Annotated in this window: 15 protein-coding genes; 2 read left to right on the top strand and 13 right to left on the bottom strand. The window is 65.2% G+C overall.

What is annotated here, in order from left to right; all coding sequences use genetic code 11:
* Positions 1-33: 33 nt before the first annotated feature.
* The 6 genes from KHO22_RS21230 to KHO22_RS21205 all read right to left on the bottom strand — a co-directional run bounded on the left by KHO22_RS21230 (position 34) and on the right by KHO22_RS21205 (position 6,331).
* Complete coding sequence (locus KHO22_RS21230; protein WP_211949147.1) at positions 34-513, bottom strand: GFA family protein; 480 nt, start codon at positions 511-513, stop codon at positions 34-36.
* A gap of 5 nt (positions 514-518) precedes the next feature.
* A complete protein-coding gene (locus KHO22_RS21225) occupies positions 519-2,141 on the bottom strand; it encodes a 3-(methylthio)propionyl-CoA ligase (RefSeq protein WP_211949146.1) in 1,623 nt (540 codons plus the stop codon).
* 63 nt (positions 2,142-2,204) lie between these two features.
* Positions 2,205-2,519 (bottom strand): type 2 periplasmic-binding domain-containing protein, encoded by a 315-nt coding sequence (locus KHO22_RS21220; protein WP_211949145.1) that lies wholly within the window; start codon positions 2,517-2,519, stop codon positions 2,205-2,207.
* Positions 2,520-2,576: 57 nt separating this feature from the next.
* Complete coding sequence (locus KHO22_RS21215; protein ID WP_211949144.1) at positions 2,577-4,016, bottom strand: MFS transporter; 1,440 nt, start codon at positions 4,014-4,016, stop codon at positions 2,577-2,579.
* Positions 4,017-4,140: 124 nt separating this feature from the next.
* Entirely contained in the window at positions 4,141-5,151 is a 1,011-nt protein-coding gene (locus KHO22_RS21210; RefSeq protein WP_211949143.1) for a flavin reductase family protein, read from the bottom strand.
* A gap of 115 nt (positions 5,152-5,266) precedes the next feature.
* Positions 5,267-6,331 carry an LLM class flavin-dependent oxidoreductase gene (locus KHO22_RS21205; protein WP_211949142.1) on the bottom strand — a complete coding sequence of 355 codons (1,065 nt, stop codon included), beginning with the start codon at positions 6,329-6,331 and terminating at the stop codon, positions 5,267-5,269.
* Positions 6,332-6,416: 85 nt separating this feature from the next.
* Between KHO22_RS21205 and KHO22_RS21200 the strand changes: the two genes are divergently transcribed.
* Complete coding sequence (locus KHO22_RS21200) at positions 6,417-7,328, top strand: LysR family transcriptional regulator (protein WP_211949141.1); 912 nt, start codon at positions 6,417-6,419, stop codon at positions 7,326-7,328.
* A gap of 6 nt (positions 7,329-7,334) precedes the next feature.
* Here KHO22_RS21200 and KHO22_RS21195 read toward each other — a convergent pair whose 3' ends face one another.
* The 6 genes from KHO22_RS21195 to KHO22_RS21170 form a co-directional block, all read right to left on the bottom strand.
* Positions 7,335-8,249: a DUF2950 domain-containing protein gene (locus KHO22_RS21195; RefSeq protein WP_211949140.1), complete on the bottom strand. Its 915-nt coding sequence runs from the start codon at positions 8,247-8,249 to the stop codon at positions 7,335-7,337.
* Positions 8,250-8,261: 12 nt separating this feature from the next.
* A complete protein-coding gene (locus tag KHO22_RS21190; protein ID WP_211949139.1) occupies positions 8,262-9,614 on the bottom strand; it encodes a DUF3300 domain-containing protein in 1,353 nt (450 codons plus the stop codon).
* A gap of 330 nt (positions 9,615-9,944) precedes the next feature.
* Positions 9,945-10,991 (bottom strand): GGDEF domain-containing protein, encoded by a 1,047-nt coding sequence (locus KHO22_RS21185; protein WP_211949138.1) that lies wholly within the window; start codon positions 10,989-10,991, stop codon positions 9,945-9,947.
* A gap of 122 nt (positions 10,992-11,113) precedes the next feature.
* Positions 11,114-11,821, bottom strand: a complete 708-nt coding sequence (locus tag KHO22_RS21180; protein WP_211949137.1) for an RraA family protein — start codon at positions 11,819-11,821, stop codon at positions 11,114-11,116.
* A gap of 41 nt (positions 11,822-11,862) precedes the next feature.
* Positions 11,863-12,834, bottom strand: coding sequence for a hydroxyacid dehydrogenase (locus KHO22_RS21175; protein WP_211949136.1), 972 nt, complete (start codon positions 12,832-12,834; stop codon positions 11,863-11,865).
* A gap of 15 nt (positions 12,835-12,849) precedes the next feature.
* Positions 12,850-13,827: a Bug family tripartite tricarboxylate transporter substrate binding protein gene (locus KHO22_RS21170; protein ID WP_211949135.1), complete on the bottom strand. Its 978-nt coding sequence runs from the start codon at positions 13,825-13,827 to the stop codon at positions 12,850-12,852.
* A gap of 98 nt (positions 13,828-13,925) precedes the next feature.
* Between KHO22_RS21170 and KHO22_RS21165 the strand changes: the two genes are divergently transcribed.
* Positions 13,926-14,843, top strand: a complete 918-nt coding sequence (locus tag KHO22_RS21165) for a LysR family transcriptional regulator (RefSeq protein ID WP_211949134.1) — start codon at positions 13,926-13,928, stop codon at positions 14,841-14,843.
* 55 nt (positions 14,844-14,898) lie between these two features.
* Here the strand turns inward: KHO22_RS21165 and KHO22_RS21160 are convergent, their stop codons facing one another.
* Entirely contained in the window at positions 14,899-16,650 is a 1,752-nt protein-coding gene (locus KHO22_RS21160; protein WP_211949133.1) for a tannase/feruloyl esterase family alpha/beta hydrolase, read from the bottom strand.
* Positions 16,651-16,780: the final 130 nt, after the last annotated feature.

Here is a 16,780-nt window from a genome sequence, read left to right as displayed (position 1 = left end):
CGCCTTGGCGGTGTCCTGTGTAGCGTGGGTTGCCTATCGGTCTCGACAGCGAAAGAGGCCGCGCAACAACAGCCCGACGACGGCCAACTGGCTGCGCAGGTAGCCGCTGTAGCGGGGCAGGCCGTCCTGCGCGTCGCTCACGCGACGGTGATAGAACATGTGCAGCGATGCGGGCGGAAGCGTCGTGGTGTCGGCGTAGTTGGCGGTGGGCACGAAGGCCAGCTTCGCCGCCCCGGCCAGACCGAATTCGAGCACCGGCGTGCCGCACGACGCGCAGGTGCCCCGCTCGATGTTGGGCGGCAGCCGGTGCTTCCTGTAGGCGACCGGAGCGCCCGCTTCCACTTCGACGTCGCGGGCGCGCAGCACCGTCACGTCCGAATATGGCTTGCCCGTGTAGGCCTGGCAGATCGTGCAGTGGCAGATGAAGCGCGCGAAGGGACGCGCGTTCACCCGGAAGCGGCTCGCGCCGCAACTGCAGGAGGCGGCCAGGGGCCGGAATTGCGAATCGGCCATGACGTTCACTTCGACATCAGCACGTCAGCGTACTTCCGGCGCAGGTCCATCTTCTGGACCTTGCCGGTCGCGCCCATCGGCAGGCTATCGACGAAGATCACCTCGTCGGGCAGCCACCACCTGGCGACCTTGTTGCCCAGGAAGTCGAGCACCGCCGCCTTGTCCACCTCCTGGCCCGGCTTCTTCACCGCGCACAGCACCGGGCGCTCGTCCCACTTGGGATGCTTCACGCCGATCACGGCCGCCATCGCCAGCGCCGGATGGCCCATCGCCGCGTTCTCCAGGTCGATGGAGCTGATCCATTCGCCACCGGACTTGATCACGTCCTTCACCCGGTCGGTGATCTGCATGATGCCGTCGGTGTCGATGGTCGCGATGTCGCCCGTGGGGAACCAGCCGCCCTGCAGTGCGGGCTTCTCGCCCTTGAAGTACTCGGACATGATCCACGGGCCGCGCACCAACAGCTCGCCAGCCGACTGGCCGTCGCGCGGCAGGTCCTGTCCGTTGGCATCAACCACCTTCAGTTGCACGCCGAACACCGCCCGGCCCTGCTTGCTGCGAAGCGCGTACTGCTGGTCGACGGGCAGCGCCGCATGCTTGCCCAGCGGCGCGCCCTGCGTGCCCAGCGGGCTGGTCTCGGTCATGCCCCAGCAGTGGCGCACTTCGACGCCGAACTTCTGGTCGAAGTCACGGATCAGCGATTGCGGCATGGCCGAGCCGCCCACCACCGAGCGGTGCATGGTCGCGGGCTTCACGCCCTCGGCCTCCATGTACTGGGCCAGGCCCAGCCAGATGGTGGGCACGCCGGCGCTGCAGGTGACGCCCTCGCTTTCCATCAGCTCGAACAGGCTCGCGCCGTCGAGCTTCGGGCCGGGCAGCACCAGCTTGCAGCCATTCATCGGCGCGGCGTAGGGGATGCCCCACGCATTGACATGGAACATGGGCACCACAGGCAGCACGCAGTCGCGCGCCGACAGCGAGAGCGTGTCGGGAAGGCTCAGCGCAAAACTGTGCAGCATGGTGGAGCGGTGCGAATACAGCACGCCCTTGGGGTTGCCGGTGGTGCCGGAGGTGAAGCACAGTGAGCTGGCCGTGCGCTCGTCGAACTCGGGCCAGGCGAAGACATCGTCCTGGCCATCGAGCAGCGTCTCATAGCAGAGCAGGTTCGCGAGCTTGGACTGCAAGGGCATCTGCCCAGCGTCAGTCATCAGCACCCAGGCGGTGACGCCGGGGCACAGCGGCGCCACGGCTTCGGCCAGCGGCAGGAAGGTACTGTCCAGCAGCACCACTTGGTCTTCCGCGTGGTTGAGGATGTAGGCGAGTTGCTCCGGATGCAGGCGCGGGTTGCAGGTGTGCAGCACGGCGCCGCTGCCGGAGACCGCGAAGTAGGCCTCCAGGTGGCGGTGGTTGTTCCAGGCCACGGTGGCGACCCGGGTGCCGCGCGCCACGCCGAGGGCGGCCAGGGCCTTGGCCAGGCGGCGCGAACGCGCAGCGAGCTCACGGTAGGTGTAGCGAAAGAGCGGGCCGTGTGTTTCGCGGGAAACGATCTCCACGTCCGGGAACTGCTGCTCCGCGTGCTCGACCAGACTCGACAGCAGCAGCGGGCGATCCATCATCAAACCAAACATTCTTGTCTCCAGAATTTCAGTTGCTTATTGCTGTTCCAGCTTGATCGACTTGAACACGCGCCGTCAGCGCTCGATCTCGCTGGTGTAGAACTTGTCCAGTCCGGCCTGCGTCATGACGCGAGGCGTCTGGGCGCCGGTTTCCTGCGTTCCCTTGCACACGGCGGGAAGCTGGATGATTTCGCTCATCGCGGTGTTGATCGTCGCGACCGCGGGTCCGGGCGTCGCCCTGGGCACCAGCACGACGGGGCAGAGGTCCAAGGTGCAGTCTCGCGGCAGCTTGTACTGGCTCATCAGCGGCAGGTCCGGGAACATCGGATGCGGCTCACGCGCGGTGATGCCCAGGGCCTTGACCTTGCACTCCTTCAAGAGGCCGGGCATCGGGCCAGCCAGGGGCAGCAAGCGATGTCTGCCTGCCCGCCGACGATGTCGGTTGCGTCAGCCCTGCGCTGCGCTGGTGGGCGGCGCGGATGCGAGATCTTGCGGCTCGTGCGCCGGGCGCCAGAGGGCCGCATGCTTCATCGAGTCGCCGTAGCTGCGGATACCGCTGCGCAAGAGCAGGAATGCGAGGGCGCCGGCACCGAGGAACACGATCAGCATGGAGCTGCCGATCGCGTTGCGGTCGCGCAGCACGTAGTCGGTGATGAGGCCGATCGCGACGGGGCCGAGGCCAGCGCCGAGCAGGTTCAAGGCGCCGGTGAACAGGGCGGCCACCTGACCATGCATCGGCGCCGGGGTGATCTGCGCGACGATGGCCGGGCCGATGCCGAACATAAACATCGCGAAGAAGGCGGCGAAGCCCAGGAAGATGGCGGCCGGCGTCGCCGTAGCCGCCAGCACCATGGCGCTGCCCGATGCCGTGATGCCGCAGACGCCCAGCATCGCGACCCGCAGGTAGCCGTGGACTACCCCGCGCCGGATCCAGCGCTCGCCCAGCCAGGAAGCGAAGAGCGTCCCCGCTGGTCCGGCGACGACCATCAGCAGGCCGAACAGCTTGCCGATCTCCTGGTAGCTCCAGCCGAAGTGGCGCACGAAGTAGGTCGGCGCCCAGCCGGCGAAGCCATAGACCGACATATAGAACACGCCGGCACCCACGATGAAGGCACAGAAGGTGCGGCCGTTGCGGACAATGTAGTCCTTGACCTGTGCCACGGGTACGTTGACGATCTTCGACTCGGGGCCCCTGCCGCCCGTGGCTCCCTGCTTCGCGGCACGCGGCTCGGGCACGGCCAGCATGAAGAAAGCCACCACCACACCCGGCAGGCCCACGGCGATGAAAGTGGCCTGCCACGGCTCGATGGCGCCCAGGAAGGGCAGCACCGGATGCGACAGCGTGTAGGCGCCCAGGATCAGGCCGCCGGCGAACAGGCCCCCGCCGGAGCCCACCGGGCCGGCTGCGCCGAAGACGCCCATCGCACGGCCCCGCTTGTCCGGCGTGAACAGGTCGGCCACCAGCGAGACCGTGCCCGGGAGCAGCACGGCCTCGCCCACCGCCACCGCGATGCGCGCGGCCAGCAGATGCCAGTATTCGCTGGCCAGGCCACTGGCAGCCGTCGCCAGGCTCCACACGGCAATGCCGATGGCGATGATCGCGCGGCGGTTGCCGCGGTCGATGAGCCGTGCGATCGGCAGGCCCATCACGCCGTAGAAGGCCGCGAAGGTGAACCCGTGGAGCAGGCCGATCTGCGTGTCGTTGATGCCGAGCGTCTTCTGGATCGGACCGACCAGCAAGGTGAGGATCTGCCGGTCCATGATGGAAAAGATGTAGGCGGTCAGCAATACGCAGACGGCGTACCAGGCACGTGCCGGGCTGACACTGGGCGCGGCTTGCGCAGCCGAGTTCATTGGCTCGGTTGCGTGGGTATCTCGTGTAATCATAGTTGTCTCCCCCTTTCACAGGGATCCCCGCCGTATTTTGTAAGGGCGATCGGCGGGTGGTTGTCCGGCCATGAGACCGGACTGGATGGATGCTGATGGAGCGTTCGAAGTAAGGTGACTTGCCTTAGCTCGCGTCTGAACGATCCGGCTCCATCCAGAGATGGTCGCCCCGCCAGAACTGCTCTTTCTGCCAGTGTTCGGGGAGCATCGCCCCGGTTGTACGGATGATGCGCTTGAGCAGCAACTTCACGACCTGAGTCTCGCGGTAGTCGAGGTCTTGCTCGGCGTCGCTCTCCGCCGCCTTGCCGATGGCCAGCAGCTGGATCGCATAGCTGCGGCCGGCGTCTGTGAAGCGCACCATGTTCTCGCGCCCACCATCATCGTCAAGGACAACCAGGTCACGCTCTGCCAGCTTCCGGATATCGTCGTCCGTGACGCGGAGGCCGGTAATCGACACCAGCCGGTCAACCTCCGCGACGGTGCGGCCGTCGCCCATGCTCAGCACGGTCAGGATGTTGTAGTCGATGTCGCGCAGGCCATGGCTGGCCAGATTGCTCCTGACCGGCTGCAGCATCTGGTAGTAGGCCCGTGCCAACAGGAAGCCCAGCCAGCCATCGCCAATGTCGGAGCGGCTGCAGTCCGTGTCGTCGGTCTTCTTCATCACCATGCCGTAGTTGCCGCCGTGAAAGACCAGCGGCGGCCGTTCAAAGCTGTTGAAGTTCAAGACTTCGCCCACAAAGATGACGTGGTCACCGCCTTCGTACCGGTGCACCACGCGGCATTCAAACCGGGCAGAGCAGCCATCGAGCAGCGGTACCTGGCCATGGCCCCGCTCGACCGTGCATCCGGCAAACTTGTCTGCGCCGCTCTTGGCGAACTGGTTGGAGATATGTTCCTGGTCAGCGGCCAGGATATGCACCGCGAAATGTCCGGTGGTCTGGAAAGCCGGCAAGCTGGAAGACTTCTTGCCCAGGCTCCATAACACCATGGGCGGATCCATGGACACGGAATTGAAGCTGTTGGCCGTCAGGCCGTAGTCATTGCCGTCTTCGCCATGGGTGGTCACCACCGTTACGCCCGTGGTGAACGAGCCAAGTGCCCTGCGGAAAGTCGGGGCGTCGATCTTTGTTGTCATCTCTGTCTCCTGCATCGCTTCGTGCCCAGGCTCTCTTTTGTGCCGTAACCGGCCCGGGTCACGAAGACTTTTGCGTCATTTGCTGTTGTTTTGCTTCTCACCCTGCCCTATGCGGCTATCGGGCCAGCAGCGGCATCACCAGGCGTCCGAAGCGCTCGGCTTCTTCATGGTGCGGATAACCCGACAGGCAGAAGCCGCTGCAACCCACGTCGACGAACTCTTGCAGTTGCGCTGCAACCTGCTGGGGGTTGCCAACCACGGCCACGCCAGCGCCGGGACGCACTTCAGTGATGCCGGTCCACAGATGCGGCGTCATCCTGCTGCCGACCGTCTGCGACAGTTCCCGCTGGCGCTGGTTGGCGACGGAGTTCATGTCCGCAGACAAGTTCTTGGCCAGCTCTTTCCACTCCGTCGCACCGGCCACCAGCTGGTTCGCCGCGGCCCAGGCCTCTTCCTCGGTCTCACGGCAGACAATCTGCAGGCGCATGGCGAAGCGGATCTCGTCCTCGCGACCGTATTTGGCGGCACGGGCGCGCAACTCCTTGATCTGCTCGCCGATGCGCTCGGGATAGTCGCCCCAGAACAGATGCACGTTCGAATGCCTGACGGAGATGTCAGCGGCCTGGTCCGAGCCACCGCCAAGGAAAACGGGCGGCCAGGGTTGCTGGACGGGCTTCGGGATGATGACTGGCTTGTCGACGTGGTAGTAATCGCCCTGGTGCTCGACCGCCTCTTCGGAAAGCAGCCGCTTGATCAGGGTCACTTCCTCGTCCAGTTGCGCATAGCGCGCTTCCTTGGATCCAAGCTGACCTTCGGCGATCGCGTCCTTTTCGCTGAGGCCCGCGATCAGATTGATATGGATGCGTCCGTCCCAAAGCTGGTCGAAGGTCGAAATCATCTTTGCCTGGGCAACCGGGTGGATAAAGCCCGGCTTCACGGCAACCAGTGCCTTGAGCTTCTTGGTGCGGCTCACGATAAACGATGCGGTGGCCCAGGCGTCCCAGCAAAAGGGCGTCACCGGGACAAGCACGTACTCAAAGCCGGCCTTTTCAGCCGCCTGCGCTACGCGCTCGAAGTGCTCCTTCGATTGGGGGATGCTCCTGGCTGGATCCCCGAATGCGCTCGTGTCGCCGAGGGTGGGGATAAACCAGCCGAATGAGAGAGGTGCGGAATTGCTCATCTTTGTCTCCACGTTGTAGGTTCTGATGGTCTACATAAAAACAGGTCCGAACGCATTAGTAAAATGAAGTGTTATCATCCGCCGCATGCAAAAAGTGAATATCAAAACGTTCGATCTGAACCTGCTGGTGCTCTTTGTGACGTTGTGGGAAACGCGCAGCGTGACGCGCGCGAGCGACCGGTTGGCTCTGAGTCAGCCAGCGGTGAGCCATGCCTTGCGGCGATTGCGCGGTGCAATGGGCGACGAGTTGTTCGTCAGCGCCAAGAGTGGGCTGGTACCTACGGCGCGCGGTGAAGCGCTGATCGGTCCGGTGCGCGACGCGCTCGAGCGGATCGAGCACGCGCTGCAGGAGCAGGAACCGTTCGTTCCCGCACTGGCACAGCGGGCGTTCAATATCGCGGCCACCGACTATTTCGAATTCTCGATCCTGCCGCAGTTGGTCGAGCATGTCTCCCGGCTGGCCCCGGGGATTGTGATCAGGCTGGCGGCAGTTCCCGAGGGAGAACTCGCGAGTCAGCTACTGGAGTCCGGCGATCTCGACGCCATCGTCGGTGCCCAGACGGTCAAGGGAATGGGGATCTCGCATGAAATGCTCGATGAAGTCAGCCTGACCACGATGATCTGGAAGCAGGAAGGGCTCAGCAAGCGCCGCTTCCCGCTTGCGCTGTACCTGAAGCGGCCACATGTCGTGATTCGCAGCCGCCAGAACACGATCGTCGACCAGACCCTGGCACAACGAGGCGAACATCGGCAGATCGGCGCCGTCGTGCAGAACTTCATGGCGATGCCGATGGTCGCCGCCCGTACCGGATACATCTGCAACGTACCCAGCCGGATGGCCGCCACCTTTGCCGGCCTGTTCGACCTGAGCATGCACGAGCCACCTCTCGACTTCAAAGGCTCGCCGCTCTATATGTCGTGGCACCGGCGGTTCGATGCAGACCAGGCGCACGTCTGGCTGCTGCAACAGATCCGGGCCATGGTGCCGCTCGACTGAGCAGCCTCATGGAGAGACCTTGCGCCAGCCCGCGCCGGGATCAAAAGACTTCGTCGCCTCCGCTTTCGCGGCGCCATTGGCTCCCAGGTCACGCTCGTAGACCTGGCCGTCGTGGCTCACCATAAAGCTCATCACGCCCGTGTCCTGGTAGCGGACGGGCCAGGCAATGACCGCAAAGCCGCCGAACAGCTTCCCATCCAGGACATAGTCGAACGCCCCGCCAGGCGCGTGCGGGCCCTGCGCAGTGAGGAGCTTGTAGTGATAGCCGTAGTAGCCATCCTTGCTGGCATGGCGCGTGCCGGCGCCAATGAAACCGGGGCCAAGCGGACTTTCCGGCTCGCCGGGGCGGGTCGGCCAGTACAGTCCGTCGTGCCTGCCCGGGGAACTCGACAACCTGGCCGCATAGGCAAGCACGTGGCTCCCGTCGCGGGGGGTCTCGGCATATTCGTTCTGGGCATCGTGGATGGCCAGCATGGTCTGGATGACGGCCAGCTCGTTCCGTCCGATGCGTCGTACCCGCATTTCCTCCGCGCCGGCACGCGTGTCGAACTGCCAGCCCTTGTCCGACTTTTCCAGGGGAATGGGTAGCGTCCAGCCATCGTTGCCCACGGCAATCTCGGCGCGGCGACCAGTCTGCTTCACCGTATGGGTCTTGCCCCAGGCCGCGAGGAACTGGTAACGGACGTCGGCCCCCACGGGCGGTATCAGGTCGTGATAGTTCGCGCCCAGCAGGCGCTTCATGGCGGCCTCGTCATCGTTGAGGACCGCCTCCCCAAACTCCGTCATCGCGGCTTCGGGGTTGGCAAAGGCCTGGTTCGCTCGTGCGGCGGTGACATTCCCCAACCCCAGCAGCAACGCGGCGGCCGCAAGGCAAGCCATCAGGCTCGTCTGCCGCCAACGAGATATCACTGGTGAATACATGCCTGTGCCTCCCTAGCGCCGACCGCCACCACGCCCACCGCCGCCGCGCCCGCCACCACCGGCGAATCCTCCACCGCCTCCGCGCCCGCCGCCATATCCTCCGCCGTGGCCTCCGCCATATCCGTGCGCACCGCCCCCGGAGCGGTTGAAGCCGGACGACTGCATGCTCGACTGGCCCCGATTGACATCCCGTGGCGCCACATTGCGGTTGACCCCCTGGAAGGCGTTGTCGCGGCCACCGAAACCGGAACTGTACCGGTCCGCGGCCCGGGCCCGATCCGACGTGCCGGCCCTGTTCACAGCCCCGGCGCGGTCGGATGTACCGACCCTGCCGGCACCGCCCGCGCGATCCCCCACGCTGGCCCTGTCGCTGATGCCGGCACGGTTGGCACCCCCTGCCCGGTCGGCGATTCCGGTCCGGCCGCCAAGGGATTCGCGGCCACGAAAATCGCCGCGCCGGTCAGCGCCAGCCACGTTGCGACCGAACTTCTCGCGCGACGCGTTATCCCGGTAGGCAACGCCCTTGCGGTGACTCGCATCGTGCTGCCAGCGCCCGCCCTGGAACTTGCTGCTGTCAAAGTGATGATCGACGTGGGCACCCCGGTTGATATCGATATTGATGTTGCCGCCGCCCCAGTTGCAGTTGCCGAAGATCGCGCCGGCGGCCGCGAAACCGATGCCCCAGGCAAATCCGCTGAGGAAGGCGCCGCCAGGATAATAGGCAGGGTAAGGGGGCCAGTAGTAATAGGGATATGCGGGGTAGGCCCATCCCCCATAGACGACGGCGGGGTCATAGGCGGGCACGTAGATGACGTCAGGGTTGGCCGGCTCTATACGCACGATCGATTGCGCGACGGCGTCGGCCGTGGTCGCCTGTTCGACGGTCACGCGCTGCTGCTCGTTGGTCTGAAGGTGTCCCGAATCCCGCGCCCGCGCGCGCAATCGCTGTATGGCAGCCAGCACATCCTTCTCCTGGGCGAGGACCGCGTCACCGAGCTTCTGCGTCCAGTCGATCTTGTCATTCATCGGCTCGAGGATCTGCGGAAAGGCGACCAGCGACTTGACACTGACGTCCCACGACTCGTTCGCTACCGCCTGGACCGCCTCGTCGCCCTTGAGGTTCGGATGGGCCTTGACCCAGCGAGCCGCGTACACGATTTCCAGGGGATACGTCGAAGCCATCAGCACCTGGGAAAGCACCGAGTCGGAGTAGAGCGCGATGGGCGCGACCAGCGCTTCGATTTCCTCCGGCTTGTAAGCCGGCGCCGCGGGAGCCTGGGCGCCGACAGCGCCTGATGCCAGCCCCAGCCCCGCTATGATCCACACACAGAGCGTCCGAACCCATCGCTTACCACGTGGAAACATGGCCGCGCTCCTCGAAGGATGGACATGCCTGATACATGCCGGTTCCAACACTTTCCTGCGGCACCCGCATCAGCACTCCGACACGTCCGCCTCATACGCCATATGACCATAGGGCGGTTGTGAGGTTATTGCAACCCATCTCATGTCACGTGAGCCCGGACGGTGCGAGGGAGTCTGGCGTGGACTCAGGGCGTGGTGCAGTTATGCTGTCCGCGCAGAGCGGGTGCCAGTGGCCGGGGTGGTATCGCTCCACGGCGCCCAGGATGCACACATGAACTGCCGCATGTGAGGCCAAGGCACGGTCCGCTTCAAACCGTGCGCAAGCCCTCGTCAGCGAGAATGCACCTTGAACGTCTCGCCACCCCTGCCCGCCCGGTCCACCGCGGCAATGCGGTTACGGCCATTGTCCTTGGCATGGTAAAGCTGCGCATCTGTCAGATTGACAAACGACGATGCCTCTTCACGGTCAGTCGGCACCACGGTGCCTACGCCAAAACTTGCCGTCACGCACTGGTTGTACGGCGAACGCACGTGCGCGATCGCCTGCCCGGCGATCATCTCGCGGCAGCGCTCCGCGGTACGCACAGCAGCGTCGGCGTCGGTATCAGGCAGGACCAGAACGAACTCCTCGCCGCCGAAGCGAGCCACGAACGCATCCGGTCCGGCAGCTTGCTGCAGCAGGCCGGCGATGCGCTTCAGGCAAGCGTCGCCCTGCAGGTGGCCGTAGTAGTCGTTGTACGATTTGAAGAAGTCGATATCGGCCAGGATCAGCGACAGCGGCTTGCCGCAGGCCTGGCCCGCTGCCCATTCGCGCTCCAGCGTGCGGTCGAACATGCGACGATTGCTGATTCCGGTCAGGCTGTCGCGAAATGACAGGTCCTCCAGCTCTTTCTGCAGGCGCGCCAGTTCCTGCTCGGTGCGCTTGCGTTCGCTGATATCGAACATGAAGCCGATCAGGGAATCGACTTCGCCGCGGTCGTTGCGCACCACGTGCACCACGTCGCGCAGCCAGACGTAGCCGCCGTGGCGGGTCAGCGCGCGGTAGTCGGCCTCATGGTCGGTACCGCCTTGGGATTGCGCCACGCAGAATTCGACCACGGCGGCGCGGTCGTCGGGGTGCATGCGCTCCGCCCAGTCGTTGACGGTTTGCCAGCTCGACGGTGCCCAGCCCAGCAGGGCTTCGATCTGCGGGCCGATATAGGCAAACGTCATCGTTGCCCAGTCGATCTTCCACGGGATGGCCTTGGTCGATTCCAGCAGCGTCCGGTAGACGGCGCCGTCGCCGTCACCGAAAACGTGGTCGTTCCGTACCAGGGTTTCCTCATGCCGCAGGAAAGCGGCCTGGAGGATGATCTGCGACGATTCTGCGCTGTTCATGTTGGTCACACTCGCGGTTGCCGGTTGGGAGCACGACTGGCTAACGGCTGGGAGGGCGTAGTTCTGAAGTACAAACTCGGCCCCAGCTCCCGTCCCCCACCGCCCGCGTACGCTTGTCGTCCCTACACCGGCAGCCCTTTGGCCCGCAGCGCGGCATCGAAGCGCTCGGGATCGGAGGTGCCGGCGGCGTTTTCCGCGCGGATCCTGGCTTCCCTGGCAAGATGCGCGTGGCAGCGTTCCAGCACATGCGCAGCGTCGGACGCCGGTACGGCGATGACACCGTCCGCATCACCGACGATCAGGTCGCCGGGCATCACCGCAAGCCCCGCGCAGGAGACCGGCACGTTGATCTCGCCCGGGCCGTCCTTGCTCGGACCGCGATGCGTGTGCCCCCTGGCGAAGACCGGCATGCCATCCTCGGCCCATTCGCACAGGTCGCGGATGGCACCGTCGATGACCAGGCCCCCAAGCTGCTTCGCGACGCAAGTCGTGCGCATCAGGCCGCCGACGAGCGCCTGCGTGACATCCCCGCCGCCATCGATGACCAGCACGTCGCCGGGTTGCACCATCATCAGCGCCTTGTGGATCATCAGGTTGTCGCCGGGCCGCACGCGCACCGTCACCGCCGGACCACAAAGAACGGTCTCCAGGCGACGATGGTACTGGCGCAGCCCCACCGTGCCGATGTTGCGACTCATCGAGTCGCCGATCGCGGCGACGGGAATCTCGCGAAACGCGGCCACGACCGCGGCGACGGGCCCCGCCGCACGCGGGTGGATGCGATAGCCGGCGGGCCACTGCACCGCCGCGTTGGAGTCGGATTGACGCATGAATGTCTCCGGAAACAGGAATCGAAGTCAGGAAGCGGAAATCAGGCAAAGACCTGCGGATTGACACAGGCGGCGCGATCCACCGGCTTGCCGTCCAGCCAGCCGAGCACGTTGCGCGCGGCAGCACTTGCCATAGTCGCCAGTGCCGCAGGCGTCGATCCGCCCACATGCGGCGTCAGCACGACATTGTTCAGCGTGGCCAGCGTGCTGTCGGCGGGCAACGGCTCGACGGCCATCGTGTCCAGGCCCGCGGCAAAGAGCCGGCCGTCCTGCAGTGCGGCGGCGAGCGCGGCTTCGTCCACGACTTCGCCGCGCGCCGTGTTGATCAGGATCGCGCCCTTCGGCATCTGGCTGAACTGCGCGTCGCCAAGCATATTCCGCGTGTGCCGGTTGAGCGGGACATGAAGGCTCAGTACATCGGATTGCGGCAGCAACTCCGCCAGGGACGGGGCCAGCGTGACACCGTCGACGGGACTCTTGCCGCCGTTCAGGGCGGGATCGAACGCTGCCACGTTCATCCCCAGCGCCAGGCAGACCCTTGCCACGCGCTGGCCGATCTGTCCGAAACCGACCAGGCCGAGCGTCTTGCCGCATAGTTCGACGCCATCCTGCGCGCGCGTCCAGCGGCCACCGTGCAGTTCCGCATCCATCCACGCGATGCGTCGCGCCGCGGCGAACATCAGCCCCAGCGTCATCTCGGCCACGGACTGCGCGTTCGCGCCGGGCGTGACATAGACCGGAATGCCGCGTAGCGTGGCGGCTTCCACGTCGATGTTGCTGACGCCGACGCCGTGCTTCGAAATGACCTTGAGCGTGGCACAGGACGCGATGGCCGTGGCAGACAGCGTTACCGTCCGCGAAATCACGGCATCGACGGCTTCGCTGGCCATGATACGCTCGACCTCCCGCGCATCGTCGGGCGACGACAGGAAGATCACGCGCGCGCCGGCCCGATCCAGCAGTTCAGCGCCGGCCGGTGCAAGCCCGGGAGCGGTGACAAGAATGATATGCATGGAAGATCTCGCGGTTCAATCGAGTTTGATATTGGCGTCGCGGATCAGCCCGCCCCACTTCTGATGCTCCGCTCGCAGGTAGTCGGCGAACTGCTGCGGCGTGCTGCCCATCGGCGTGCTGCCTTCCGCGGCGAGCTTGTCCTGGACTTCCCGGGTATCGAGCGCCTTGCGCACTTCGAGGTTGATGCGCTCGACCACGGCTTGCGGCGTACGTGCCGGCGCGACCAGGCCAGTCCACGTGATCGCATCGAAGCCCGCATAGCCGGACTCCGCCACCGTCGGCACGCCTGCCAGTTGCGGTACATTGCGCAGGCGCTGCGCGGAGGTGACGGCCAGCGCGCGGACCTTCCGGCTCGTCAGTTGCGGGATGGCTGCCGCGGTGTTGGCGAAGTTGAATTCGACCTGGTTGCCCACCAGGTCCATCATCGCCGGGCTCGCTCCCTTGTAGGGGACATTGAGCAACCTGAAGCGAGCCTGGCGCTCCAGCAGTTCTCCGGCCAGGTGCGCCACCGTGCCATTGCCCGGGGTGCCCATCCGCAGCGACTCCGGCTTGGCCCTGGCCGCGGCCACGACGTCCTTCAGTGTCCTGAACGGCGACGTGGCGTTGACCAGCAGCACCACAGGCTGCGATGCCACCGTCGAAACCGGCGCGAAGTCCCTGAGCGGATCAAAAGGCATCTTCGGGTACAACGCGGGATTGATCGCCAGGTTGGCCGTCTGCCCGAGCCCGATCGTGTAGCCATCCGCCGGCGCCTTGGCAACGACGTCGAGTCCGACATTGCCGCCGGCGCCCGGCCGGTTTTCCACCACTACCGTCCAGTGCGCCTGCACCGACATCTTCTCGGCAATCAGGCGCGCGACGGCGTCGGTGCCGCCGCCGGGCGGAAACGGCACCACCAGCCGGATCGGCCTGGCGGGCCAGGTGTCGGCATTCGCCGCGCCGCTGCAAACGGCCATCGCGGCGGCCAGGGCCAGCATTCCGAGTTTGCGCATCGTGTCTCCTGTCTCCCTCTGCATGACAGGCATTCTTGCCGTGCAAAAACATTCCGTCTATTTGATAATGTTCATGCTTTCATTCCTGTGAGTTATCGATGGATATCCAGCTCAGGGACCTGCGGTATTTCGAGGCCGTGGCCGAACTCGGTCACATCGGCAAGGCCGCCGAAAAGCTGGGGCGCACGCAGCCAGCGCTGACCAAGGCGGTGCAGCGACTGGAAGAGGCATTCGGCAGCGAACTGTTCGAGCGCAGGGGACGCGGCATCCGGCTCACGCCGGTGGGCGAGGTGTTGCTGGCGCGTGCACGCATGCTGCGCGGCGCCACGGACGAGGCCTTGCGGGAAGTCGGGGATTTCGCCAAGGGCAATGCCGGACACGTCCGGATCGGCAGCGGCCCGATTGCGGCCGAACACGTCCTGCCGGAGATCTGCAGCCTGCTGCTGGAAGAGGCGCCCGCCACCACCATCGACATCACCGTGGCCCCCAGCCTGGTGCTGCGCGAACGGCTCAAGGAAGGCACGCTGGACCTGCTGATCGGGTTGATGCCCGGGCAGGATGACACGCTTGTGAGCCATGCCATCGTCGAAGACGTGGTGGTGGTGGCCGCCAGCCGCAATCACCCGGTGTTCGGGCTGCCGCGCGTGACGCTCAAATCGCTGCTGTCATGGCGATGGGTTTTGCCGGCCGCATCGATTCCCAGCCGGCAATGGATAGACGCCGCGTTCCAGTCGCACGGGCTGCCCCGCCCCGCCACGCAGATCGATGCCAACTCCATTCCGCTGCTGCCCCGGCTGATTGCAAAGACCGAGCTGCTGAGCTTTCTCTCCAGGCATACGCTCAACGAACACGCGCACGCCTTGCGTGAAGTGCCGTTGAAAGAGGCTACGCTGCGGCGCAGGCTTGGCGTCACGTACCGGCGGCAAGGCTACCTGTCGCCCGCCGCGCTTCGGCTCATGGCGCTGCTGCAGGAACGCGGCGAAGCGCTGTTCAGCGCAGCGCGCGGGGATGAATAGCAGGAACTGCACAGGGGCCGGCCGTAGTGGCGTGGTGGCCGGCCCTTTCTTCGCGTCACTGGGTGGCGCAGGTATAGCTCGCCGCTACGTTGACATCGCCGGATCCGCTGTACTTCGGCCAGTTCGGATACTCACACAGCGGTCGTGTCCGGCCCGGTACACCGACGGTGTCGGTCACCGTTTGCGAGACCGGTGCCGTATTCTTCTCGACCCAGTTCTCCAGTGCTGTCAGCGAATCCCACGAAGCGTTGAATACGGAGCTCACGGCATGGCCATAGCCGGGGATCTCGTAGTAGCGCATGAATGTGCTGACATTGCCAGCGCCCATCGTGCTTTGCACCCGCGTGAAATAGTCTTCCGTCGAGCGCGTGCTGACCAGCGCGTCGGACATCCCGTGCGCCATCAGGATCTTGCCGCCATGGTTCATGAAGGCGGACAAGTCGGTCTTGTTGACGTCCTGGATACCGGTGAGCTGGCTGACCCGGTCCTGCCACGACCCCGGGTTCTGCGGGTCGAGCGTGAGCGAGTTGAAGGTCGGGTCGCGCGTAACGAAGTAGCGCACCCACTGGTCCCAGAACACGCTCATGTACGGCGCAGTCGTCGGCATCGGATTGGCCGGGGCATCGATATTGAGTGCCAGCGCGATGACCGTAGGCTGTACGGACGCACTTCCGGCAAGACCCAGGTCTGCGCCCCAGACGTTGAAGCCCGGATACTTCGTCTCGCCGCTGCCCAGCGCATAGCCGAACACGATCTGCGAGTTATAGACCTTCAGGGCGTTGATCTGCGCGTCAGACAGGCAACTATCGCCGGTATCGGCGCCGTTGGCGCAACGTACCGCCTGGCCGTTCAGCATTGCCGTTGACGGGTCGAAACTGGCGTTGCAGGCGGCGATATTGCTGATCAGTCCGTCCTTGACACCGTCGAGGTTGTCGCATGCGGCAATGGCTGCGTCATACAGAACCTTGCGCTTGGCCTGGTTCGGATAAGCACCCGGCGCAGCGAACGCGCGGGTGATGCGGCCGAACTGCAGGTCCAGGCTGGCGGCATTCCAGGCAGGATAGAGCACGATAGCGCCGTCCCAATCCTGAGGCCAGCGCTGCACCACCGCCAGCGCTTCCCGGCCACCGGACGATCCGCCCGCGAAGTAGGCCTTCTTGGGGCCATCGGCGTTGTAGTGCAGCTGGATCAGCGCAATCGCGGCGTCGCGGGTTTTCTTCAGCGCGTCGCCGGCGAAGTTGCGCAGCGCCTCGTCATTGGTGCCGAACGAGCCGTCGCGGCTGCCGAGCGCGCCGGCCTGGTGGCCGGAATCGCTGGCGAACGTGGCATAGCCACGCGCAAGCGGCGTGGGCTGGTCTGTCGGGCCTGCCGGCACGTTGCCCGCCGTGTTCGGGATGGTGCCGTCGTAGCCACCGCCGCCGAACATGACAACCTTCTGGTTCCAGCTCGCCGGCATGTCGACCTCGAACTTGATGTCCGGCGCAGTCGGATCGACCGGGGCGATCGTGCCGGTCACCTTGCAGAACTCGCCCGTGCCAAGCTGGCCACCGCCCGAGGCCGGCACCTTGACGGCGGCGGTTACGGTCGCTCCCTTGGTCGGCAAACCGATGCTGCTTGCTGCAACGGTGTGGCCAGGCATGTTCTCGCAGGAAACCGGGGTAATCGGGTGCGTAGGATTATTGGCATGGTCGTCATCGCCACCACCGCCACCGCAGGCGCTCAAGACCAGTATTGCGGCTGTCGCAACGACGCGCGGCGCCAGTCCGACGGGAGCTGGCAAGCGTCTGTATCCAATGTCTTTTGACATTTTCTTCTCCAGGTGTCTCCAGGGATGGGATAGGCCTGCGGTGTCGCCCGGCGAGATATCCCGGAGGTACATCAGCAATGGACGTGCCAAAGCAAACGCTTGCGTGGATGTGGATCGAAATATGCGGCCG

The organism is Cupriavidus yeoncheonensis (genome assembly GCF_905397275.1).
In the GTDB taxonomy this organism is placed as follows: domain Bacteria; phylum Pseudomonadota; class Gammaproteobacteria; order Burkholderiales; family Burkholderiaceae; genus Cupriavidus; species Cupriavidus yeoncheonensis.
This window is presented reverse-complemented; position numbering and strand designations above follow the sequence as displayed.